18 protein-coding genes are annotated in these 21,032 nt (G+C 73.7%); 2 read left to right on the top strand and 16 right to left on the bottom strand.

All coding sequences use genetic code 11. The features are described from left to right. Positions 1 to 9 precede the first annotated feature (9 nt). The 4 genes from NR072_RS04080 to dapA are packed head-to-tail and all read right to left on the bottom strand — an operon-like array spanning position 10 to position 6,439. Positions 10 to 624 (bottom strand): CDP-alcohol phosphatidyltransferase family protein, encoded by a 615-nt coding sequence (locus NR072_RS04080; RefSeq protein WP_041104255.1) that lies wholly within the window; start codon positions 622 to 624, stop codon positions 10 to 12. Further along, the gene (locus NR072_RS04075; protein WP_134416530.1) at positions 621 to 3,767 is read right to left on the bottom strand and encodes a DNA translocase FtsK; all 3,147 of its coding nucleotides are present in this window, start codon (positions 3,765 to 3,767) and stop codon (positions 621 to 623) included. Before NR072_RS04075 ends, NR072_RS04080 begins: the two co-directional genes overlap by 4 nt. A gap of 54 nt (positions 3,768 to 3,821) precedes the next feature. Continuing rightward, on the bottom strand, positions 3,822 to 5,507 hold the full coding sequence (locus NR072_RS04070) for a ribonuclease J (RefSeq protein WP_134416528.1): 1,686 nt from the start codon (positions 5,505 to 5,507) through the stop codon (positions 3,822 to 3,824). A 14-nt stretch (positions 5,508 to 5,521) separates the two neighbouring features. Then, positions 5,522 to 6,439 carry a 4-hydroxy-tetrahydrodipicolinate synthase gene (dapA, locus tag NR072_RS04065; RefSeq protein WP_036384223.1) on the bottom strand — a complete coding sequence of 306 codons (918 nt, stop codon included), beginning with the start codon at positions 6,437 to 6,439 and terminating at the stop codon, positions 5,522 to 5,524. A gap of 41 nt (positions 6,440 to 6,480) precedes the next feature. Between dapA and NR072_RS04060 the strand changes: the two genes are divergently transcribed. Further along, complete coding sequence (locus tag NR072_RS04060) at positions 6,481 to 7,752, top strand: heparan-alpha-glucosaminide N-acetyltransferase domain-containing protein (protein ID WP_041104251.1); 1,272 nt, start codon at positions 6,481 to 6,483, stop codon at positions 7,750 to 7,752. Positions 7,753 to 7,769: 17 nt separating this feature from the next. Here the strand turns inward: NR072_RS04060 and NR072_RS04055 are convergent, their stop codons facing one another. The 5 genes from NR072_RS04055 to rpsO all read right to left on the bottom strand — a co-directional run bounded on the left by NR072_RS04055 (position 7,770) and on the right by rpsO (position 13,355). Beyond that, entirely contained in the window at positions 7,770 to 8,288 is a 519-nt protein-coding gene (locus NR072_RS04055) for a hypothetical protein (protein WP_041104248.1), read from the bottom strand. Beyond that, positions 8,281 to 9,072: a 4-hydroxy-tetrahydrodipicolinate reductase gene (dapB, locus tag NR072_RS04050; RefSeq protein WP_041104246.1), complete on the bottom strand. Its 792-nt coding sequence runs from the start codon at positions 9,070 to 9,072 to the stop codon at positions 8,281 to 8,283. Before dapB ends, NR072_RS04055 begins: the two co-directional genes overlap by 8 nt. Before the next feature lie 43 nt (positions 9,073 to 9,115). Further along, on the bottom strand, positions 9,116 to 10,444 hold the full coding sequence (locus tag NR072_RS04045) for a pitrilysin family protein (RefSeq protein WP_036315003.1): 1,329 nt from the start codon (positions 10,442 to 10,444) through the stop codon (positions 9,116 to 9,118). An 83-nt stretch (positions 10,445 to 10,527) separates the two neighbouring features. Continuing rightward, positions 10,528 to 12,789: a polyribonucleotide nucleotidyltransferase gene (locus NR072_RS04040; RefSeq protein ID WP_134416526.1), complete on the bottom strand. Its 2,262-nt coding sequence runs from the start codon at positions 12,787 to 12,789 to the stop codon at positions 10,528 to 10,530. A gap of 296 nt (positions 12,790 to 13,085) precedes the next feature. Beyond that, entirely contained in the window at positions 13,086 to 13,355 is a 270-nt protein-coding gene (gene rpsO, locus NR072_RS04035) for a 30S ribosomal protein S15 (RefSeq protein WP_017488396.1), read from the bottom strand. A 131-nt stretch (positions 13,356 to 13,486) separates the two neighbouring features. On the opposite strand from rpsO, the gene NR072_RS04030 reads away from it, so the two are divergent. Then, entirely contained in the window at positions 13,487 to 14,491 is a 1,005-nt protein-coding gene (locus tag NR072_RS04030; protein ID WP_044658601.1) for a CPBP family intramembrane glutamic endopeptidase, read from the top strand. Here the strand turns inward: NR072_RS04030 and NR072_RS04025 are convergent. The 7 genes from NR072_RS04025 to infB form a co-directional block, all read right to left on the bottom strand. Then, entirely contained in the window at positions 14,469 to 15,311 is an 843-nt protein-coding gene (locus NR072_RS04025) for a class I SAM-dependent methyltransferase (RefSeq protein ID WP_256836241.1), read from the bottom strand. The two genes, NR072_RS04030 and NR072_RS04025, sit on opposite strands and share 23 nt — an antisense overlap. Next, positions 15,308 to 16,285, bottom strand: coding sequence for a bifunctional riboflavin kinase/FAD synthetase (locus NR072_RS04020; protein WP_036314988.1), 978 nt, complete (start codon positions 16,283 to 16,285; stop codon positions 15,308 to 15,310). The genes NR072_RS04025 and NR072_RS04020 overlap by 4 nt, the downstream gene beginning before the upstream one ends. Then, positions 16,285 to 16,716: a hypothetical protein gene (locus tag NR072_RS04015; RefSeq protein ID WP_036314984.1), complete on the bottom strand. Its 432-nt coding sequence runs from the start codon at positions 16,714 to 16,716 to the stop codon at positions 16,285 to 16,287. Before NR072_RS04015 ends, NR072_RS04020 begins: the two co-directional genes overlap by 1 nt. A gap of 11 nt (positions 16,717 to 16,727) precedes the next feature. Continuing rightward, positions 16,728 to 17,096 (bottom strand): hypothetical protein, encoded by a 369-nt coding sequence (locus NR072_RS04010; RefSeq protein WP_002855305.1) that lies wholly within the window; start codon positions 17,094 to 17,096, stop codon positions 16,728 to 16,730. Beyond that, complete coding sequence (truB, locus tag NR072_RS04005; protein ID WP_078026112.1) at positions 17,093 to 18,058, bottom strand: tRNA pseudouridine(55) synthase TruB; 966 nt, start codon at positions 18,056 to 18,058, stop codon at positions 17,093 to 17,095. Before truB ends, NR072_RS04010 begins: the two co-directional genes overlap by 4 nt. 13 nt (positions 18,059 to 18,071) lie before the next feature. Then, entirely contained in the window at positions 18,072 to 18,524 is a 453-nt protein-coding gene (gene rbfA, locus NR072_RS04000) for a 30S ribosome-binding factor RbfA (RefSeq protein ID WP_036314977.1), read from the bottom strand. An 80-nt stretch (positions 18,525 to 18,604) separates the two neighbouring features. Next, a partial coding sequence (gene infB / locus NR072_RS03995; protein WP_256836238.1) for a translation initiation factor IF-2 occupies positions 18,605 to 21,032 on the bottom strand: 2,428 nt, incomplete at its 5' end.

Below are 21,032 nucleotides of genomic sequence, written 5' to 3'. Positions count from 1 at the left end.
GTCATCGCCTCAGGCCCCCCGCTGGGCGGCGAGGGCGTCCCGCCGCAGGATCCACGCGTCCTTGACGTACTCCAGACCGGTCAGCACCGTCAGCACGGTGGCGGCCCCGATGACCACCCAGCCGGCCCACGGCCACCAGCCGCCCACGAGCGGAGCCAGGGGCAGGAGCAGCAGGCCGATGCCCACGGTCTGCAGCACGGTCTTGAGCTTGCCGCCGCGGCCGGCCGGCATCACGCCGTAGCGGATCACCACGAAGCGCATCAGGGTGATGCCCCATTCACGCACCAGGATCACGATGGTCACCCACCACCACAGCTCGCCCAGCAGGGAGAACAGCACGAGGGCCGTGCCCGTGAGCAGCTTGTCCGCGATGGGGTCCGCGATCTTGCCGAAGTCGGTGATCAACCCGCGGGCGCGGGCGATGTCCCCGTCGAGCTTGTCGGTGTACATGGCCGCCGCGAACAGGGCCAGCGCGAGCCAGCGGGCGAGGAGAGAGTCGCCGCCCCACGGCCCGCCGGCCCACAGCGCCCAGGCGAAGAAGGGCACCATCAGGATGCGCACCGAGGTCAGGATGTTCGGCAGGTTCCAGGCGGACACGTGCTGCGCCCCGCCCGCCGTGCTCATCTGCCCGTCAGCTGCCACGCGTCCTCCGATCCCTCGTCGTCGTCCTCATCGTTCCAGTCCACGGCGGCCGGGCGCGAGTCCAGGTCCTCCTGCACCAGGTCGCGCGGAGCGGACGACGCCGAGGCGGCGTCGTCACCGGTTCCGGTCGAGGGCGGGGTGTCTCCGGAGATGGTGGCGAGCACGTCCGCGAGGTCGTCGGGCTTGACCAGCACGTCGCGGGCCTTGGAGCCCTCGGAGGGGCCCACGACGCCGCGGGACTCCATGAGGTCCATGAGGCGGCCGGCCTTCGCGAAGCCCACCCGCAGCTTGCGCTGCAGCATGGACGTGGAGCCGAACTGCGTGGTGACCACGAGTTCGACGGCCTGCAGGAGCAGGTCCAGATCGTCGCCGATGTCCTCGTCGATGACCTTCTCGGTCTTCTCGGGGATCACGTCCTCGCGGTACTGGACCTGCATCTGCGACTTCACGTGCTCCACGACGGCGTGGATCTCGGACTCGTTGACCCACGCCCCCTGCACGCGCATGGGCTTGGACTTGCCCATCGGCAGGAACAGGGCGTCGCCCTGGCCGAGCAGCTTCTCCGCGCCGGGCTGGTCCAGGACCACGCGCGAGTCCGTGACCGACGACGTCGCGAACGCCATGCGCGAGGGCACGTTGGCCTTGATCAGGCCCGTGACCACGTCCACGGACGGCCGCTGCGTGGCGAGCACGAGGTGGATGCCGGCCGCACGGGCCAGCTGGGTGATGCGCACGATCGCGTCCTCGACGTCGCGCGGGGCGACCATCATCAGGTCCGCGAGCTCATCCACGATGACCAGCAGGTACGGGTACGGGCGCAGCACGCGCTTGGAGTCCGGCGGCAGCTTCACCTGGCCGGCCCGGACGGCCTTGTTGAAGTCGTCCACGTGCTTGTAGCCGAACGCCGCGAGGTCGTCGTAGCGGGTGTCCATCTCCTTGACGACCCACTGCAGCGCCTCGGCCGCCTTCTTCGGGCTCGTGATGATCGGGGTGACCAGGTGGGGCACGCCCTCGTACGCGGTGAGCTCGACGCGCTTGGGGTCCACCATCACCATGCGCACCTCGTCCGGGGTGGAGCGCATGAGGATCGAGGTGATCATCGAATTCACGAACGAGGACTTGCCGGCGCCGGTGGCGCCCGCCACGAGCATGTGGGGCATCTTCGCGAGGTTGGCCACCACGTAGCCGCCCTCCACGTCCTTGCCGACGCCCATCACCATCGGGTGGTCGGTGCGCTGGGCGGCCTGCGAGCGCAGGACGTCGCCGAGGGCCACGACCTCCTTGTCCGTGTTGGGGATCTCGATGCCGATCGCGCGCTTGCCCGGGATGGGGCTGAGGATCCGCACGTCCGAGGAGGCCACCGCGTACGCGATGTTCTTCTCCAGCGCCGTCACCTTCTCCACCTTGGTGCCGGGGGCGACCTCGACCTCGTAGCGCGTCACCGTCGGCCCGCGGGAGAACCCGGTGACCTGGGCGTCCACCTTGAACTCGGTGAACGTGGTGGTCAGCGCGGCGACGACCCGGTCGTTGGCCTCGGAGCGCTCCTTCGGCTGGGGCCCGGCCGGGAGCAGGGCCGACTGCGGCAGCGTGTAGGACACGTCCCCGCCCAGCTCGGACTGGGTGCCGCGGGCCGGCTCGGCGGTCACCGGCGGCACCGGCGCGGGGGTGCTGGCGGGCACGGCGGAGGACGACGACGGCGCGGCGGCCCCGGAGCCCTGACCCGGGGCGTCGTCCAGGGCGAACGGGGTGTCCTCCCCCGCGTCCCCCTCCTGGCGCGCGGCGGCCGGGGCGGCGGACTCGCGCTGGGCGCGGGCATGCTCGCGGACCTGCTCGAGGGCACGGTCCGCGGCCGTGGGCCGGCGCACTCCGGCGGGCGGCTGCGGCTCGGCGTCCGCGTCCTCGGGCGCGTCGTCCTCGTCCACCCACGGGTCGAAGTCGTCCGAGGCGTCCCGGCCCGCGTCCCGCGCGTCCGCGGCGGCCTGCTCGGCGTCGAACACGCCCTGCTCCCCGCGAGCGGCTCGCCGGGGGGCGGGCCGGGGCAGGACCTGGGTGGTCTCCGCCTCGGGGGCGGCGTGGGAGCCGGCCTCGGCCTCGTGGATCACCGGGGAGTCGTAGGCGGTGCTGGCGGTGTGCTCCGGGGCGGCGTCGGCGGCCTGCTCCTCGCGTGCCCGGCGCCCGCCGAACAGGCGCGCGAACAGGCCGGGGCGGGAGGCCCCGGCGGCGTGGGCGCCGGCGGCCGGGCCGTCCAGGTAGGACTGGTCGTGGTCCGGGTGGGTGCGCCCGGTCTCCGCATCCACGGAGAGCGGGGTGGCGAGGTCCTCGGCCTCGCGGCGCTCCTCCCGGGCCCGGCGCCGCTCGGCACGGCGGGCGGCCCGCTGCTCGGAGGCACCCTCGGGGTCCTGGCCCGTGAGCCAGTCGTAGCCGCCCGCGATCCGCTGCGGGATCGAGCCGACGGGCGTCGCGGTGAGCACGAGCACCGAGAAGAAGGCCAGCAGGATCATGAGGACCCAGACGGGCACGGGTGTCAGCAGGGAGGCCAACGGCGCCGTCGCGAGGTAGCCGACCATGCCCCCGGCGCCGAGCATGTCCTCGAAGGCGTCGGCGGCCGAGGGCACGCCGCCCACGAGGTGGGCGATGCCGGAGCCCGCGACGGTGGCCATGAGCAGGCCGATGATGATGCGTCCGTTGGCGCGATGGTCCGTGGCGTGGCGGAAGCAGCGCACGGCCACGACGAGCAGGGCGATCGGCACCAGGAGGGCGAACCACCCGACGGTGCCGCCCACCACCCCGTGCACCACGCGGCCGACGGCGGTGCCGCGCAGGCCCCACCACTCCACGGCCGCGATCAGCGCGGCGAGCAGCAGCAGGACCAGGCCGGTGCCGTCACGGCGTTCCTCGCGGTCGATGCGCACGTCCGGGCCGAGCTTGCGGAAGCCCGCGCCGACCGGTGTGGCCAACCCCATCCACAGGGTGTGCAGGGCGCGCAGGGGCGCGGCGGGCCGGTCGGCCTCGGGGACGGTCGCGGTCGACCCCTTCCGTCCGGAGCCTCGGCGTCCGGCGGAGCCGGAGCGGGACGTGGCGGAGGAGGAGGACGACGAACGCGTGGGGGAAGTACGGGTCGCCATGCCCACCAAACTACCGCGAACCGCGGACACGGCAGGCATGGCGACCCGGAGGGGTCAGGCCTCCAGGACCACCGGGATGATCATCGGGCGCCGGCGCAGCTTGCGGTTGACCCACGTGCCGACGGTCCGGCGGACCACCTGCTGGAGCTGGTGGGCGGTGTGGTCCTTGCTGGACTGCACGGCCTCCTCGAGCGCCCGGACGATCTTCGGCTTGATCTCCTCGAACACCTTCTCGTCCTCGGCGACGCCGCGGGCGTGGACGTCCGGACCGGACACGATCGTGCCCGTCTGCCGGTTGACCACGGTGATGATCGAGATGAAGCCCTCCTCGCCCAGGACACGGCGGTCCTTGAGGTCCGAGTCGGAGATCTCACCCACGGAGGAGCCGTCCACGTACACGTAGCCGCACTCCACCTCGCCGACGACCTTCACGAGGCCGTCGGTCATGTCCACCACGGTGCCGTTGCCGGCCAGGATGACGTTCTCGGCCGGCACGCCGGTCTTCTCCGCGATCCGGCCGTTGGCGATCAGGTGGCGGGTCTCGCCGTGCACCGGCATCACGAACTCGGGCTCGACGATGTTGTAGCAGTACAGCAGCTCGCCCTCGGAGGCGTGGCCGGAGACGTGCACCTTGGCCATGCCCTTGTGCACCACGGTCGCGCCGAGCTTCATGAGCCCGTTGATCACGCGGAACACGGAGTTCTCGTTGCCCGGGATCAGGGAGGAGGCCAGCACGACGAGGTCGCCCTCCTCCAGCTGCACCTGGTGGTCCCCGTTGGCCATGCGGGACAGGGCCGCCATCGGCTCGCCCTGGGAGCCGGTGACCATGAGCACGATCTCGTCGTCTCGGTACTTGTCCACCTTGCGGATGTCCACGAGGATCCCGTTCGGCACGTCGAGGTAGCCGAGCTTCGCCGCGATGGTCATGTTGCGGATCATGGAGCGCCCGCCGAAGGCCACCTTGCGACCGTGCTTGTGGGCGGCGTCGAGGACCTGCTGCACGCGGTGCACGTGGGAGGAGAACGAGGCCACCACGATGCGGCGCTTCGCCGTGGCGAAGTAGCGCTCGAGGGTGGGGCCGATCTCCGCCTCCGTGGTGGTGAACCCCGGGACCTCGGCGTTCGTGGAGTCGGTCATGAACAGGTCCACGCCCTCCTCGCCGAGACGGGCGAAGGCGCGCAGGTCCGTGATGCGGCCGTCGAGCGGCAGCTGGTCCATCTTGAAGTCGCCGGTGTGCAGGATGGTGCCGGCGTCCGTGTGGATGGCGACGGCGAGCGCGTCCGGGATCGAGTGGTTCACGGCCACGAACTCGCACTCGAACGGGCCGAACTCGACTATGTCGTCTTCCTTGACCACGCGGGTGCGCGGCTTGATCCGGTGCTCCTCGAGCTTGGCCTCGATCAGGGCGAGGGTCAGCTTGGAGCCGATCACGGGGATGTCGTCGCGCAGGCGCAGCAGGTACGGCACGGCACCGATGTGGTCCTCGTGGCCGTGGGTCAGGACGATGCCGACGACGTCGTCCACGCGGTCCCGGATGTAGTCGAAGTCCGGCAGGATCAGGTCGACGCCGGGCTGGTGCTCCTCGGGGAAGAGGACGCCGCAGTCGACGATGAGGATCTTGCCGTCGATCTCGAAGGTGACCATGTTGCGGCCGACCTCCTCGAGGCCGCCCAGCTGGACGATGCGGCAGGTGCCCCGCTTGAGCTTGGGCGGGGTGGACAGGCGGGTGCCTGCGGTCATGGAACGGGTCCCTTCTAGAAGGTGATGCCGGCCTCCGCGAGGTCGGCTCGGATGACGGAGAGCTCGTCCGGCGTGGCCTGGACGAGGGGCAGCCGCACGGCTGCGGACGGGATGACGCCCTGGGCGGCGAGGACGGCCTTCGCGGCCACCGCGCCCTGGACGTGGGTCATGATGCCGCGCTGGACGGGGTCCAGCGCGAAGTGGTGGTCACGGGCACCGGCCAGGTCGCCGGCGTGGACGGCGTCCACGAGCTGGCGGTACAGCTCGGGGGCCGCGTGCGCGGCCACCGAGACGACCCCGACGGCGCCGAGCGCCATGAGCGGCAGGGTCGCGCCGTCGTCGCCGGAGTAGAGGTCGAGGTCCGTGTGCGCCAGGACGGTGGTGGTGGACTGCAGGTCCCCCTTGGCGTCCTTGAGTGCACGGATGTTGGGGTGCTGCGCGAGCGCGATGATCGTCTCGGGCTCGATCGGCATCACGGAGCGGCCCGGGATGTCGTAGAGCATGATCGGCAGGTCCACGCCGTCGGCCACGGCCTCGAAGTGCGCGCGGATGCCGGCCTGGTTGGGCTTGTTGTAGTACGGGGTGACGAGCAGCAGCCCGTCCACGCCCGTCTCGGCCGCGCGGCGGGACAGCTCGAGGGTGTGCGCCGTGTCGTTGGTGCCGGTGCCGGCCACGACCCTGGCGCGGTCCCCCACGGCCTCGACGACGGTGCGGAACATCGCCACGTTCTCGTCGTCCGTGAGCGTGGAGGTCTCGCCGGTGGTGCCGGTGACCACGAGGCCGTCGGCCCCGCGGTCCACCAGGTGCTCTGCCAGCGCGGCGGCCGCCTCGAGGTCCACGGCGCCCTCGTCCGTCATGGGGGTGACCATGGCGGGCACGACCGTGCCGAAGAGCAGCTCGGAGGGGATGACGGCGGAACGGACGGCACTCATGGGCCCCACCCTACCTGCGAGACTGGGGGCCCGCGCCGTCCGTGGCCCCTCCGCGACGCGCGGCGACTCGAGAGGAGCCCGCCCTGCGTCCCGCCCCGCCCCCCGCCGCCGTCCGCCCGGACCGGCCCGCGCGTCGCCGGCTGCCCGGCGTCGACGCGGCCCGCGGGATCGCCCTGCTCGGCATGATCACCGTCCACGTCGTCGACCCGGCGACGGCGGACGGGGCGCCGCACCCGGCGTTCCTGTGGTTCGCCGGACGCGCCTCGGTGCTGTTCGTCCTGCTGGCCGGCGTCGGGCTGGCCCTGTCCACGGGGGGCGCGACGCCGGCCACGGGGGTCCGGCGCGCGGCGTTGCGCCGCCGGATCACCCGACGCGCGGGCCTGCTGTTCGTGCTCGGGCTCGCGTGCGGGACGCTCGGCGTCCCCGTGGCCGTCATCCTGTGCCACTACGCCCTGCTCTTCCTGCTCGCGCTGCCCCTGCTGGGCCTGCGCGCCCGCGCCCTGGGCCTGATCGCGGGGGCGTGGCTCGTGCTCGGGCCGGTGCTGGTGTTCGCGGTGGTCGCGGCCGCGCAGGCCGCCGTGGGGCGCCAGGAGTTCTTCGTGGGCGGGCGGCTCTGGCTCTCCCCCGGCCCCGCGGACCTGCTGCGTCCCGGGCTGCTGCTGGCCGATCTGACGGTCACGGGCTACTACCCCGTCCTGTCCTGGGGCGCGTTCCTCGTGCTGGGGCTGGCCCTGGGGCGGCTGCCGCTGGACCGGCCCCGCGTGGCCGCCGGGATCCTCGGCGGCGGGGCCGCGGCGTGGGCGGCGGCCGGCGTCGTCGGTGCGGCGGTGCTGCGGGCTCCGGGCACGGTCGGGCGCGTCGCCGCGGCGATCGGCACGGACCCGGCCGAGACGGCGCTCACGCTGCGCACGGGCGAGCCGCGGCTCGCGCTGCTGATCCCGGATCCGCTGTGGCTCGCCCTGCCGACCCCGCACTCCGGGTCCGTGGTGGCCGCCGTGCTCGCGGCGGGCTGGGCCTGCGCCGTGCTGGGCGCCTGCCTGCTGGCCCGGCCGCTGGTCGGGCACGCCGCGCTGCGCCCGCTCGTGGGTGCGGGGCGCATCCCGCTCACGCTCTACGTGGGGCACCTCGTGGTGCTCGCGCTCGTGGACGCGACCGGACTCGATCCGGCCGACGGGGCGCTGCTCGCCGCCCTCGTCGTGCTGAGCCTCGCGGCCGGGCTGGCCGCCGAGCTCAGCGGCCGACGGGGTCCGCTCGAGGCCGTGATGGCCCGGCTCTCCCGGGCGGGTGGGGAACGGGCCGTCGGAGGGCGCTGAGCGACGCGTGGGCCGCGTCAGCCGGCGCGGTGCAGGCGGACGGCCTCCCGGGCCGCCTCGCGGGCGCGGCGGCGGTCGCCCGAGGCGTCGTAGGCCAGGGCGAGGCGGTAGCGGGCGCGCCAGTCGCGCGGTGCGGCCTCGGCCTCCACGCGGTACAGCTCGAACTGGGCGTCGGCGGCCTCCCGGTCGATCCGGCCGCCCGGCGAGCGCGGCAGGTCGTCCTCCGGCAGTCCGCCCTCGGCCTCGAGCTGGTCGGCCAGGCGTTCGGTCTGGCGGCCGAACCACACTTCGCGGGCCAGGACGGCCACGGTCACCAGCACCACGAGGATGACGCCCACGCCGATCGCCTTGGCCAGCGGCTGCGGGGCGCGCACCAGCGCGACGGACGCGTTGAGGGCGAACCCGGCGAACAGCAGCACGAGCAGGCAGACGAAGCCGACCCACACCTTGCTCATCACGGTCGAGCGGCGGGCACGGGCGGCGTGCGCGGTCGGGCCCACGGCGCCGTCGTCGGGGGTGCGGGAGGGCTCAGCCAAGGTCCAGGTATCCGTCCAGTCCGTAGGTCAGACCCGGGCGGGAGGCCACGGTCCGCAGGCCGAGGACGACGCCGGGCATGTAGGCGCCGCGGTCGAATGCGTCGTGCCGGACCACGAGCTGCTCGCCCGGCCCGCCCAGCAGCACCTCCTGGTGCGCCTCCAGGCCACGCAGGCGCACCGCGTGCACGTGCACGCCGTGGACGACGGCGCCGCGCGCGCCGTCCGGGTCGTGCTCGGTGGCGTCCGGGGAGACGGGCACGCCGGCCGCGTCCCGGGCCGCGCCGATGAGCTCGGCGGTCCGCACGGCCGTGCCCGACGGGGCGTCCACCTTGTCCGGATGGTGCAGCTCGACGAGCTCGACGGACTCGAAGTACCGCGCCGCCTGCGCGGCGAACGCCGAGGCCAGCACCGAGCCGACCGAGAAGTTCGGGGCGATCAGCACGCCCACCCCCGGGTGCTCAGTCAGCTGCGCCTCGAGGCGCTCGCGGCGCTCGGGCACCCAGCCCGACGTGCCGACGACCGTGTGCAGCCCATGCTCCACGGCGAAGGCCACGTTCTCGGGCGAGGCGTCCGGCACCGTGAGGTCCAGGACGTGCGTGGCGCCGGCGTCGAGCACCGCGTCCAGGCGGTCCTGCGAGCCGAGCTCGGCCACGAGCTCCAGCCCCTCGGCCGCTCGCACCGCGGGCACCGCGTGGCGGCCCATGCGGCCACGGGCGCCCAGGATCGCGACGCGCGGGACGTCGTCGGGAGCGGACACGGCGGAGGGGGTGCGGGTCTCGGTCATGGCCTCCAGCCTACGCGGCCCGCCCCGGCGGCCGTGGCCGAGGTCAGGCCGGGGCGACGACGACGCGCGCCCGGTCCCCCGCGGCCAGGCGCGCGGCCACGGCCCGGACCTGGCCGGCGTCGACCTCGCGGACCCGGGCGAGGGAGGCCGCCAGGTCCACGTACTCCCCCGTGACCAGCTCGGCCCGTCCCAGCCGGGACATGCGGGCGCCCGTGGACTCCATGCCCAGCACGGTGCCGCCGCAGATCTGCCCGTGGGCGCGCGCGAGCTCCTCCCCGGTGACGTCGGCCTCGGCCATCCGGTCCAGCTCGGCCTCCATCAGCGCGGCCACCTCGTCCACCCGGTCCGGCTGGCAGCCCGCGTACAGGCCCCAGTAGCCGGCGTCGGAGTACCCGGCGGAGAACGAGTAGGTGTTGTAGGCCAGGCCGCGGCGCTCGCGGATCTCCTGGAACAGCCGCGAGGACATGCCCCCGCCCAGGACGGACTGCATGACGCCCAGGGCGAAGCGGTCCGGGTCCGTGGTGGACAGCGAGCGGCCGCCGACGAGGACGTTGGCCTGCTCGACCGCCTTGGTGACGGTGTGCGTGCCGGTCCGCACCCGCGAGGCCGCGGCCCCGGCGGTGTCCACGGCACGACGCGGGGCGGGCAGGGCCCCCTGGGTGAGCTCCCAGCCCGAGGCGCGCAGGGCGGCGAGGACGAGGCGGCAGACCTCGTCGTGGTCGAGGTGGCCGGCGGCGGTGACGACGAGCTCGTCCGGGCGGTACCAGTGCGTGTAGTGCCCCACCACATGGTCGCGGGTGACGGCCCGGATCGTCTCGGGCGTGCCGCCGATCGGCCGGCCGAGGGGGTGGCCGTCCAGCATGACCTCGGCGAGCTTCTCGTGGGCCACGTCCACGGGGTCGTCCGCGTCCATGGCGAGCTCCTCGAGGATCACGCCGCGCTCGGTCTCGAGCTCGTCCGGGTCGATCAGGGAGGAGGTGAGCATGTCCGTGAGGACCTCCACGGCCATCGGCAGGTCCTCGTCCAGCACGCGGGCGTGGTAGACGGTGGACTCCTTGGCCGTGCCGGCGTTGGACTCCCCGCCCACGCGGTCGAAGGCGGCCGCGATGTCCATCGCGGTGCGCGTGGGAGTGCCCTTGAAGAGCAGGTGCTCGAGGAAGTGCGTGGCGCCGTAGCCCTCGGGCGACTCGTCACGGGACCCGACGGCCACCCAGTAGCCGATGGTCACCGAGCGCTGGTCCGGCATGGCCTCGGTGAGCACGCGGACGCCGCCGGGCAGCACGGAGCGGCGCACCACGGAACCGTTGCCCTCGTCCGCCAGCACGCCGTCGAAGTCCAGGGGGATCTCACGGTGAACACTCATGACGGCCATTCTCGCCCATGCGCGACGACGGCGCCGCACCACTCGCGGGGAGGGTGCGGCGCCGTCGTGGTCACCGGGCCGGGCGGGGCGGATCAGGCCTCGATCTGCGAGGACTCGATCGCGTCCGCGGTCTCGGCCAGGGCGTCGGACTCCGCCACCACCGGGGAGAGGGACAGCTTGCCGCGGTCGTCGATCTTGGTGATCTCGACCTGGACCTTCTGGCCCACGCCGAGCACGTCCTCGACGTCGTCCACGCGCTTGCCCTCGTTGAGCTTGCGCAGCTCGGAGATGTGCAACAGGCCGTCCTTGCCCGGGGTGAGCGAGACGAACCCGCCGAACGTGGTCAGCTTCACCACGGTGCCGAGGTAGCGCTCACCGACCTCGGGGACCTGCGGGTTGGCGATCGCGTTCACCGCGGAGCGCGCGGCCTCGGCCGAGGCGCCGTCGGTGGCGCCGATCAGCACGGTGCCGTCGTCCTCGATGGTGATGTCCGCGCCCGTGTCGTCCTGGATCTGGTTGATCATGGCGCCCTTGGGGCCGATGACCGCGCCGATCTTGTCCACCGGGATGCGCACGGAGATGATCCGCGGGGCGGTGGGGGCCATCTCGTCCGGGGCGTCGATGGCGGCGTTCAGCACGGACAGGATGTGCAGGCGCGCCTCGCGGGCCTGCGTCAGGGCGGCGGCCAGCACGGAGGCCGGGATGCCGTCCAGCTTGGTGTCCAGCTGGATCGCGGTGACGAACTCCGCGGTGCCGGCCACCTTGAAGTCCATGTCGCCGAACGCGTCCTCGGCGCCGAGGATGTCGGTCAGGGCCGCGTACTGGGTCTGGCCGTCCACCTCGGCGGAGACCAGGCCCATGGCGATGCCGGCCACGGGCGCACGCAGCGGCACGCCCGCGTTCAGCAGGGACAGGGTGGAGGCGCAGACGGAGCCCATCGACGTCGAGCCGTTGGAGCCGAGGGCCTCGGAGACCTGGCGGATCGCGTAGGGGAACTCCTCGCGGGCCGGCAGCACGGGCACGAGGGCGCGCTCGGCGAGGGCGCCGTGGCCGATCTCGCGGCGCTTCGGGGAGCCCACGCGGCCGGTCTCGCCGGTGGAGTACGGCGGGAAGTTGTAGTGGTGCATGTACCGCTTGGCCGTCTCCGGCGCCAACGAGTCGATCTGCTGCTCCATCTTGAGCATGTTCAGCGTGGTGACGCCCATGATCTGGGTCTCGCCGCGCTCGAAGATGGCGGAGCCGTGCACGCGGGGCAGGACCTCCACCTCCGCGGTCAGCTTGCGGATGTCCGTCAGGCCGCGGCCGTCGATGCGCACCTGGTCGGTGAGGATGCGGCGGCGCACGATCTGCTTGGTGAGGGAGCCGTAGGCCTCGGCGATCTCGCCCTTGCGCTCGGCGAAGTCCTTGCCCTCGCCGGCGAGCTCCTCGAGCACCTCGAGCAGGTAGGCGTCCGAGGCCGACTCGCGCTCCTGCTTGTCGCCGATGGAGAAGATCTCGGTCAGGCGGTCCGTGGCGAGCTTCTCGACGGCGGCGTAGGCGTCGTCCTGGTAGTCCTGGAACACGGGAACGTCCACCGGGTCCTTGCCGGCGCGCTTGACCAGGTCGGCCTGGGCCTCGCACAGGGCGCGGATGAAGGGCTTGGCGGCCTCGAGGCCCTCGGCCACGATCTCCTCGGTGGGCGCCTGCGCGCCGCGCTCCTTGACCAGGGTCCAGGAGTCCGGGGTCGCCTCGGCCTCGACCATCATGATGGCGACGTCGTCGCCCACCACACGGCCGGCCACGGCCATGTTGAACACGGCGCCCTCGAGCTGGGAGTGCTTCGGGAACGCGACCCACTGGCGCGTGCCGGAGCCGTCGTCCATGAGGGCCATGCGCACGCCGCCGATGGGACCGGAGAACGGCAGGCCGGACAGCTGCGTGGACAGGGAGGCGGCGTTGATGGCCACCGTGTCGTAGATCTCGTCCGGGGCGATCGAGGTGACGGTCACGACGACCTGGACCTCGTTGCGGATGCCCTTGACGAACGCCGGGCGCAGCGGGCGGTCGATCAGGCGGCAGGTGAGGATCGCGTCCGTGGACGGGCGGCCCTCGCGGCGGAAGAACGAGCCGGGGATGCGGCCCGCGGCGTACATGCGCTCCTCGACGTCCACGGTCAGCGGGAAGAAGTCGAAGCCCTCGCGGGGCGACTTGCCGACGGTGGTGGCGGACAGCATCGACGTCTCCTCGTCGATGTAGACCATGGCGGCGCCGGCGGCCTGCTGGGCGAGGCGCCCGGTCTCGAAGCGGACGGTGCGCTTGCCGTACGAGCCGTTGTCGATGACGGCCTCGGCGAAGGTGATCTCAGGACCCTCCATGAGGGCCTCCTTTCAGGTGGACGGCGCCGCAGGCGTCCCTGTCCCCCTGGTCTTCGATCGAGGCCCTCGGCATCCCGCCGTGCGGCGGGGTCCGGGAGCCACTGTCGAGGACCGCGAGCGATGGGCGCGGAGCCGTCGGGTGTGTCGATGATGCGGGGATGCGCGCCATGGCGCGCCGGAGTGCCGCAGGCTGCGGCGATCTCTCCCCCGGGACACACTACGTGCGTCCGGGGGCAGACGAAAGGCGGCGCCGGCGCTCGCGGGTCTCCCGCGGGCTCCGGCGCCGCCTCCTCAGGTCACTTGCGCAGGCCGAGGCGCTCGATCAGCGCGCGGTAGCGCTCGATGTCGACCTTCTGCAGGTAGCCGAGCATGCGACGACGGCGACCGACCAGGGCCATCAGGCCGCGACGGGTGTGGTGGTCGTGCTTGTGCTCCTTGAGGTGCTCGGTCAGGTCCTTGATGCGGCGGGACAGGACCGCGATCTGCACCTCGGGGGAACCGGTGTCGCCCTCGTGGGTGGCGTACTCCTTGATGATCTGCTGCTTGACAGCGGGATCCAGGGCCATGGTGGGCCTCCTTCACTTCGGTACCGCGAACACGGGCCGCGCCCCGCCGGGGCGGACGACGCGGGGCCCACCCCACCGCGGACTGCAGGGAGGCCGAGGGTCGAGTCTACCGCATCGCCTACCCTGGCCCGGTGAGCACCCCACCGGTCCCCCACTCCCCGGCCCCGTCGTCGTTCCCCCTCCGGCCGCCCGCGCCGCCCCTGGATCTGCCGCTGATCGGCCACGGCTACCCCGCGCTGCTGCGCACGCCGCGGGCCCGATGGTGGAACCCGCTCGCGTCCTTCGGCCTCGTGCTGGCCGGCCTGGTGGGCCTCCTCGTGCTCGGGGGCGTGCTGGGCGCTCTCGCCCTGATCGCCACGTCCGGGCCCGCGCTGCTCGGCGCGGCCGACCCGACGGACGTGACCGACCTCGACCTGTACTCCGCGCCCATGGTGCTGCTGAACAACCTCCTGCTCGCCGCGCTGATCGGGGTCGCGCTGCTGGCCGTGGCGCTGGGCCACCCCGTCGCCGCCCGCTTCGTCCACTCGGTCGAGGGCCGCGTGCGCTGGCGCTGGCTGGCGCGCTGCGTCGTCGTGCTGACGCCGCTGTTCCTCGCCTACGTGCTGGGCGCGTGGGCCCTCGACGGCGCCCCCACGGCCCCGCGCGCGCAGGACTGGGTCTGGCTGCTCGTCATGGCGTTCGTGCTCACCCCGTTCCAGGCCGCGGGCGAGGAGTACCTGTTCCGCGGGTGGCTGCTGCTGGCCGTCGGCACGTGGATCCGCCGGCCGGTCGTGGCCGCCGCGGTCACCGCGGTGCTCTCGGCGGCGACCTTCTCGCTCGCCCACGGCTCGCTCGACCCGTGGATCCTGCTGGACCTCGCCGCGTTCGCCGTCGCCGCCGTCCTGCTCACGTGGCGCACGGGCGGGCTCGAGGCCGCCGTCGCCCTCCACGTGGTCAACAACGTGGTGATCATCGCCGTCGGCACGCTCGTGGGCACCGTCGAGGACAGCTACGTGGGCGCGGAGACCGCCGGCTCCCCGGCGGCCACGCTGCTCTCGGTGGCGGTGGTCGCGGTGGCCACGGCGCTGCTGCTCTGGCAGGCGCGGCGGGCCGGGATCGCCCGGACGGTCCCGGTCACCGTGGGCGCCCGCCCCTGACCGGCGCCGCCCACCAGGCCACCGTCACGTAGGGCACCTGCAGGACCGCGTCCGCCGCATGGCCCAGGTGCTCGTGCAGGTACCAGTCGAGGTTGGCCGTCATCCGGGACCGGATCCGCTCGTCCGCGCGCAGCCAGTACGAGCGCGAGGCCATGAGTCCGTGCAGCCCCGCCGCGGTCATGGGCTGCGTCCACGCCCAGCGCGCGTGCTCCTCCGCCCCGAACGGGGCGCCGAACCGGCGCTGCTCCGGCCGGGCGGCGTGCACGTCCCCGGCGTGCATGATCCGGGTGAGACGGTGCACCCACGGCACCGCCGTGTCGAGCTGGTTCCACACCGCGGCCAGGCGCCCACCCGGGCGCAGCACCCGTGCGGCCTCCGCGCTCGCCGCGGCCGGGTCCATCCAGTGCCATGCCTGGGCCGCCACCACGGCGTCGGCGCTCGCCGCCGGCAGGCCCGTGGCCTCGCCCGTGCCCGGCACGGCGCGCACCCGCCCGCCCGTGCCGGCCGCGACCTCGCGTTCCAGGACGGCGCGCATCGACGCCGACGGCTCGAGGGCCGTCACCGTCCGCACCCGGTCCGCCGGGCGGGCCGCGAGCAGCCGGGTGAACAGTCCCGTGCCGGCCCCGAGCTCCACCACGTCCGCGCCGTCGGCGATGCCCGCCAGGACGCGGTCCACCACGGCGGCGGGGTAGGAGGGGCGGACGGCGTCGTAGTGCTCCCCGCCGGTCTCGAAGGGGTTGGGCCCGGCCCGACGGGCCCGGGCCGGGCGCCCCGGCAGGTTCGGCACAGCGGGGGAAGCGCCCGGCTCCGGGGCGCTCACCGGTCGGAGGGGGTCGTGGCCAGGATCGCCCGGGCCTCGTCCACGTCCTGCGTGATCTGCGCCACGAGCTTCTCGACGCCCTCGTAGGCGACCATCCCGCGCAGCCGGGCCACGAACTCGACCTCGATGTGCTGGCCGTACAGGTCGAAGTCCTCCACCCGCTCGTCATGGCGGTCGATCACGTGCGCCTCCACCACGCGGGAGACGTCCTCGAACGTGGGGTTCGAGCCGATGGAGATCGCGGCCGGCCACACGCCGCCGTGCGCGTCGTGCACCCAACCGGCGTAGACGCCGTCGGCCGGGATCATGCCCTGCACATCCGTCTCGAGGTTCGCCGTGGGGAAGCCGAGCTCGCGGCCGCGCGCGAACCCGTGCACCACCTCGCCGGCGAGCACGTGGTGCCGGCCGAGCACGGCCGCGGCCTGAGCGACGTCGCCCGCGGCCAGGGCCTCGCGCACCCACGTCGAGGAGCAACGGCGCTCCGGCTCGGCCCCGTGCTCGGCGGGGAACTCCTCGACGGCCTCGACCTCGAAGCCGTAGCGGGCCCCCAGGCGCACCATCTCCGCGACGTCGCCGGTGTTGCCCCGGCCGAAGCGCACGTCGTGCCCCACGACCACGACGGCGGCATGCAGCCCGTGCACGAGCATGCCGCGGACGAACTCCTCCGGGGACTGGTCCGCGAACTCGAGGGTGTACCGCTGCAGGAGCACCGCGTCCAGACCCGCCTCCTCCAGGAGGACGACCCGCTGCTCGGGGCTGATGATGTCCACGTGGGGCACCTCGGGCTGGTGCACGGCGCGCGGGTGCGGGGTGAAGGTCACGGCCACGGCCAGGGCGTCGCGGGCCCGCGCCAGCTCGACGACCCGGCGCAGCACCTCCCGGTGGCCGCGGTGCACGCCGTCGAAGTTGCCCAGGGTGACCACGGTGCGCGGCAGGTCCGTGGGGACCTCGTCCAGGCTGTTCCAGACCCGCATCAGAGCGCCCCCGCCTCGGCCGGGCGGGCGGGGCGGTGCGTCAGCAGCCAGATCAGGCCGACCACCGGCAGCACGAGCGGCACATAGCCGTAGCCCGCGCCGAACCGGGACCACACGGTGTCGTGGGCGAACATCCCCGGATCCAGGACGGTCCACAGGCCCACGCCCACCACGCCGGCCAGCTCCACGAGCACGGCGCCCAGCGCCACGGCCCAGGCGCGCGCGCCGGAGCGGGCGAGCGCGAACGTCGCCACGATGTACACGACCGCCGCGACCGCGGAGAGCGTGTACGCCACGGGGGCGGCGTCGAACTGCGTGAGGATCTGGAAGAGGCTGCGCGCGCTCGCGGAGAGGGCGAACACCGCGTAGACCATGACGATGATCCGGCCGAGACCCTGGTTGCGCGCGGGGGCGCCGTCGCTGGGTGCCATGTCCATCCTCCTCACCACTGCCCGAACCAGATGACCTGCATGCGATGCAGCATCACGGCGATCGTGGGCCCGACCACGGCCAGCACGAGGTTGGACCACCGGGTCTTGTCCGTGACGGCCCAGCCCACGGCGATCACCGGCACGATCAGGGCGGTGAGGATGTAGCCCCAGAACTCCCAGCCGGGGCCGTTCAGGGTGTCCCCGCCGAGCTGGCGGACGGCGGCGGCCGCCGCATAGACGAGCGTGAACAGCTCGACGGCGGCCACCGAGAGGATCGAGGCGTCCGCGGGGTGGCGGCGGATCGCCGTCATCACCACGCAGACGACGAACGAGACGGCACCGATCACCAGTCCCGTCCAGAACCAGGCGTCGAGGATCATGCGGTCCTTCCCTGTCCCGGCCCCTCGGCCGGGGCGAACACGAGCTGGGGCTTGGCGACGTCGGCGCCGCGGCGGCGCACGTCGGAGACGAGGGCGATGACGCGGCCGTCCGGCGCGCGCCCGGCGACGAGCGTCTCACCCGTGCCGGTGGGCGCCACGACCCGCCCGAAGGCGAGCTCGTGGGCCTCGTGCTCCGTCAGCTCGCGCACCGGGAAGAGCCCGGCGGCGGCCTCGGAGAGCTCGGTCATCGCGAACCGCTCCGCGAGGGCCTCGAGCGAGAGCGCGTCGGCCACGTCGAACGGGCCGACGGCGGTGCGGCGCAGCGCCGTCAGGTGACCGCCGGTCTCGAGGGCCTCGCCCAGGTCGCGGGCGAGCGCCCGGATGTAGGTCCCGGAGGAGCAGCGCACGGTGACGTCGAGGTCGACCAGCCGGCCGCCGTCGAGCCGGCGCAGCTCGTGCACCGTGAACTCGTGCACGGTGACGGGGCGGGCGTCGAGGGTGACGTCCTCTCCCGCGCGGACGCGATCGTAGGCGCGCCGGCCCGCCACCTTGACGGCGGAGACGGCCGAGGGCGCCTGCAGGATCTCGCCCGTGAGGGCGGCGACCTGCTCGGCGACGCGCTCGGGCGTGACGGCGTTGGCCAGCCGGGTCTGCACGACCTCGCCCTCCGCGTCGTCCGTGACGGTCGACTGCCCGAGCCGGATCGTGGCCGTGTACGTCTTGTCCGTGCCCGTGATGGCGGTCAGCAGGCGCGTGGCCTTGTTGACGCCGACCACGAGCAGGCCCGTGGCCATGGGGTCCAGGGTGCCGGCGTGGCCCACCTTGCGGGTGCCCGCCAGCCGGCGGACCCGCCCGACGACGTCGTGCGAGGTCCACCCCTGCGGCTTGTCCACGAGGACGACCCCCGACGCCTCCGTTCCCGGCGCGTCGGGGGCCTGTCCCCCGGTGCTGCGTGCGCTCACCGTGCCGCGGGCCTCAGGCGCGCGGGGCGTCGTCGGCGTCGGCGTCCGGCTCCGCGGTGCGGTACGGGTCCGCGTCACCGGCGTACGACGCGCCCTCGCGCGCCTTCGCCAGCTCGGCGTCCCGCTCCTTGGCCGCGCGGAGGACGTCCTCCAGGTGTGCGGCCGCCTCGGGGACGGTGTCCGCCACGAACTCGAGGGTGGGCACCAGGCGGATGGTGAGCCCGCGGCCCACCTCGCGGCGCAGGATGCCGCGGTTGTCCTGGATGCCCTCGTGGGCGGCGGCCACCGTGGCCTCGTCGCCCAGGACGGTGTAGTAGACGGTGGCGTGCTGCAGGTCGTTGGTCACGCGGACCTCCGTCACGGTGACGGGCTCCACGCGATCGTCCTTGACGCCGCGGCGCAGCGCCTCGGCCACGAGGACCTTGATGCGCTGGGCCAGGCGGCCGGCGCGTGCCGGATCGGCCATGGTGCGGTTCCTTCCGGTGGTGATGGTTCAGAGGGTGGGACGCGGAGGGCGGGGGCCCGTGCGGGCCCCCGCCCCGGCCGTCAGACGCGCGGCTTCTCCTGCATCTCGAAGGTCTCGATCACGTCGCCCTCCTTGATGTCGTTGAAGCTGCCCAGGCCGATGCCGCACTCGTAGCCCTCGCGGACCTCCGTGGCGTCGTCCTTGAAGCGGCGCAGCGACTCGATCTTGAGGTGCTCGGAGACCACCACGCCGTCGCGCACCAGGCGGGCCTGGGCGTTGCGGCGGATGAGGCCCGAGCGCACGAGCGAACCGGCGATGTTGCCCCACTTGGAGGAGCGGAACACCTCGCGGACCTCGGCCGAGCCGAGCTCGACCTCCTCGTACTCCGGCTTCAGCATGCCCTTGAGCGCGTTCTCGATGTCGTCGATCGCGTCGTAGATCACGCTGTAGAAGCGCATGTCCACGCCCTCGCGGTCGGCCAGGTCGGCGACCCGCTCGGCGGGGCGCACGTTGAAGCCGATGATGATGGCGTTGTCCACGGTCGCCAGGTTCACGTCGTTCTGCGTGATGGCGCCGACGCCGCGGTGGATGACGCGCAGCTGCACCTCGTCCTCGCCGACCTCGATCTTGAGCAGCGAGTCCTCCAGCGCCTCGACGGCACCGGACGCGTCGCCCTTGATGATGAGGTTGAGCGTGTCCAGCTTGCCCTCGGCCACGGCCTGGTCGAAGTCCTCCAGGGTGATGCGCTTGCGGCGCTTGGCCAGCTGGGCGTTGCGGTCCGCCGCCTCGCGCCTCTCCGCGATCTGGCGGGCGGTGCGCTCGTCGTCGGTGACGAGGAACGAGTCGCCGGCGCGCGGCACCGAGGACAGGCCGAGCACCTGGACGGGACGCGACGGATCGGCCGCCTCCACGGCGTTGCCGTTCTCGTCGAACATGGCGCGCACACGGCCGTGGGCGGAGCCCACCACCATGGTGTCGCCCACGCGCAGCGTGCCGGTCTGCACCAGCACGGTGACGACGGCGCCGCGGCCCTTGTCGAGGTTGGCCTCGATGGCCACGCCGCGGGCGGCCTTGTGCGGGTTCGCCCTGAGCTCGAGGGCGGCGTCCGCGGTGAGCAGGATCGCCTCGAGCAGCTTGTCGATGTTGATGTTGCTGCGCGCGGAGACGTCCACGAACATCGTGTCGCCGCCGTACTCCTCGGGCACGAGGCCGTATTCGGTGAGCTGACCGCGGATCTTGTCCGGGGCGGCGGTGTCCTTGTCGATCTTGTTGACCGCCACCACGATCGGCACGCCGGCCGACTGGGCGTGGTTGAGCGCCTCGACGGTCTGCGGCATGACGCCGTCGTCGGCCGCCACCACCAGCACGGCGATGTCGGTGACCTTCGCACCGCGGGCACGCATGGCGGTGAACGCCTCGTGACCCGGGGTGTCGATGAAGGTGAGGCGACGCTGCTCGCCCTCGTGCTCCACGGGCACCTGATAGGCGCCGATGTGCTGGGTGATGCCGCCGGCCTCGCCCTCGATGACGTTCGAGGAGCGGATGGCGTCCAGCAGACGCGTCTTGCCGTGGTCCACGTGACCCATGACGGTGACGACCGCGGGGCGCGGCTCGAGGTCGGCCTCGTCCTCGTTGGCCTCCTCGGCCTCGAGGTCGATGTCGAAGGCCTCCAGCAGCTCCTTGTCCTCGTCCTCCGGGGACACGATCTGGACCTTGTAGCCCAGCTCGTCGCCGAGCAGCTGGAAGGTCTCCTCGTCGAGGGACTGGTTGGCCGAGGCCATCTCGCCGAGGGTGAAGAGCACCTTCACCAGGTCTGCGACGTCGGCGCGGATCTTCTCGGCGAAGTCGGCCAGGGACGCACCGCGGCGCAGGCGCAGGACGGTGGTGCCGTCGCCCTTGGGGACCTTGACGCCGCCGATCTCCCGCGTGTGCTGCTGCTCGAACTCCTGGCGCTTCGCGCGCTTCGACTTGCGTCCCTTGCGCGGGCCGCCGCCGCGCCCGAAGGCGCCCTGGGCGTTGCCTCGACCGCCACGGCCGCCCGGGCCGCCGGGACGACCCGGACCGCCGCCGGGGCCGCCGCCCGGACGGCCACGGCCGCGGGCCGGCTGCGGGGCCGGGGTGATCTGCTTGGGCATCATGCCCGGGTTCGGACGCGGCCCACCGGGGCGGGGACCGCCGGCGCCCGCGGCCGGGCGCGGACCGCCCGGACGGGGGCCGCCGGCACCGGCCTGCGGACGGGGCCCGCCCGGACGAGGCGCGCGGTCCTCACGACCGGAGCGCATGCCCTGCGAGGGGGCGAACGGGTTGTTGCCCGGGCGCGGCGCACCGCCACGGCCGCCCGGGCGGGCGCCCGGGCGGGCGCCCGGGCGGGGCCCGGCGGAGCCGCCCTTGGGGCTGAACGGGTTGTTTCCGGGACGCGGGGCGCCCGGCTTGGGCGCGGACGCACCCGGCTTGGGCGCAGCGGCGCCCGGCTTCGGCGCGGCCGACCCCGGCGCGGCCGGCGGCTGC

It is taken from the genome of Micrococcus sp. Mcc89 (genome assembly GCF_024519795.1).
In the GTDB taxonomy this organism is placed as follows: domain Bacteria; phylum Actinomycetota; class Actinomycetes; order Actinomycetales; family Micrococcaceae; genus Micrococcus; species Micrococcus luteus.
Note: the sequence above shows the minus strand (reverse complement) of the source record. Positions and strands in the feature narration are given on the sequence as shown.

Excerpts from the sequence above, each read along its gene's own strand:
- NR072_RS04080 (WP_041104255.1), bottom strand. The coding sequence starts at position 624 with ATGAGCACGGCGGGCGGGGCGCAGCACGTGTCCGCCTGGAACCTGCCG.
- NR072_RS04075 (WP_134416530.1), bottom strand. The coding sequence starts at position 3,767 with ATGGCGACCCGTACTTCCCCCACGCGTTCGTCGTCCTCCTCCTCCGCC.
- NR072_RS04070 (WP_134416528.1), bottom strand. The coding sequence starts at position 5,507 with ATGACCGCAGGCACCCGCCTGTCCACCCCGCCCAAGCTCAAGCGGGGC.
- dapA (WP_036384223.1), bottom strand. The coding sequence starts at position 6,439 with ATGAGTGCCGTCCGTTCCGCCGTCATCCCCTCCGAGCTGCTCTTCGGC.
- dapB (WP_041104246.1), bottom strand. The coding sequence starts at position 9,072 with ATGACCGAGACCCGCACCCCCTCCGCCGTGTCCGCTCCCGACGACGTC.
- NR072_RS04045 (WP_036315003.1), bottom strand. The coding sequence starts at position 10,444 with ATGGCCGTCATGAGTGTTCACCGTGAGATCCCCCTGGACTTCGACGGC.
- NR072_RS04040 (WP_134416526.1), bottom strand. The coding sequence starts at position 12,789 with ATGGAGGGTCCTGAGATCACCTTCGCCGAGGCCGTCATCGACAACGGC.
- rpsO (WP_017488396.1), bottom strand. The coding sequence starts at position 13,355 with ATGGCCCTGGATCCCGCTGTCAAGCAGCAGATCATCAAGGAGTACGCC.
- NR072_RS04020 (WP_036314988.1), bottom strand. The coding sequence starts at position 16,285 with ATGCGGGTCTGGAACAGCCTGGACGAGGTCCCCACGGACCTGCCGCGC.
- NR072_RS04015 (WP_036314984.1), bottom strand. The coding sequence starts at position 16,716 with ATGGCACCCAGCGACGGCGCCCCCGCGCGCAACCAGGGTCTCGGCCGG.
- NR072_RS04010 (WP_002855305.1), bottom strand. The coding sequence starts at position 17,096 with ATGATCCTCGACGCCTGGTTCTGGACGGGACTGGTGATCGGTGCCGTC.
- rbfA (WP_036314977.1), bottom strand. The coding sequence starts at position 18,524 with ATGGCCGATCCGGCACGCGCCGGCCGCCTGGCCCAGCGCATCAAGGTC.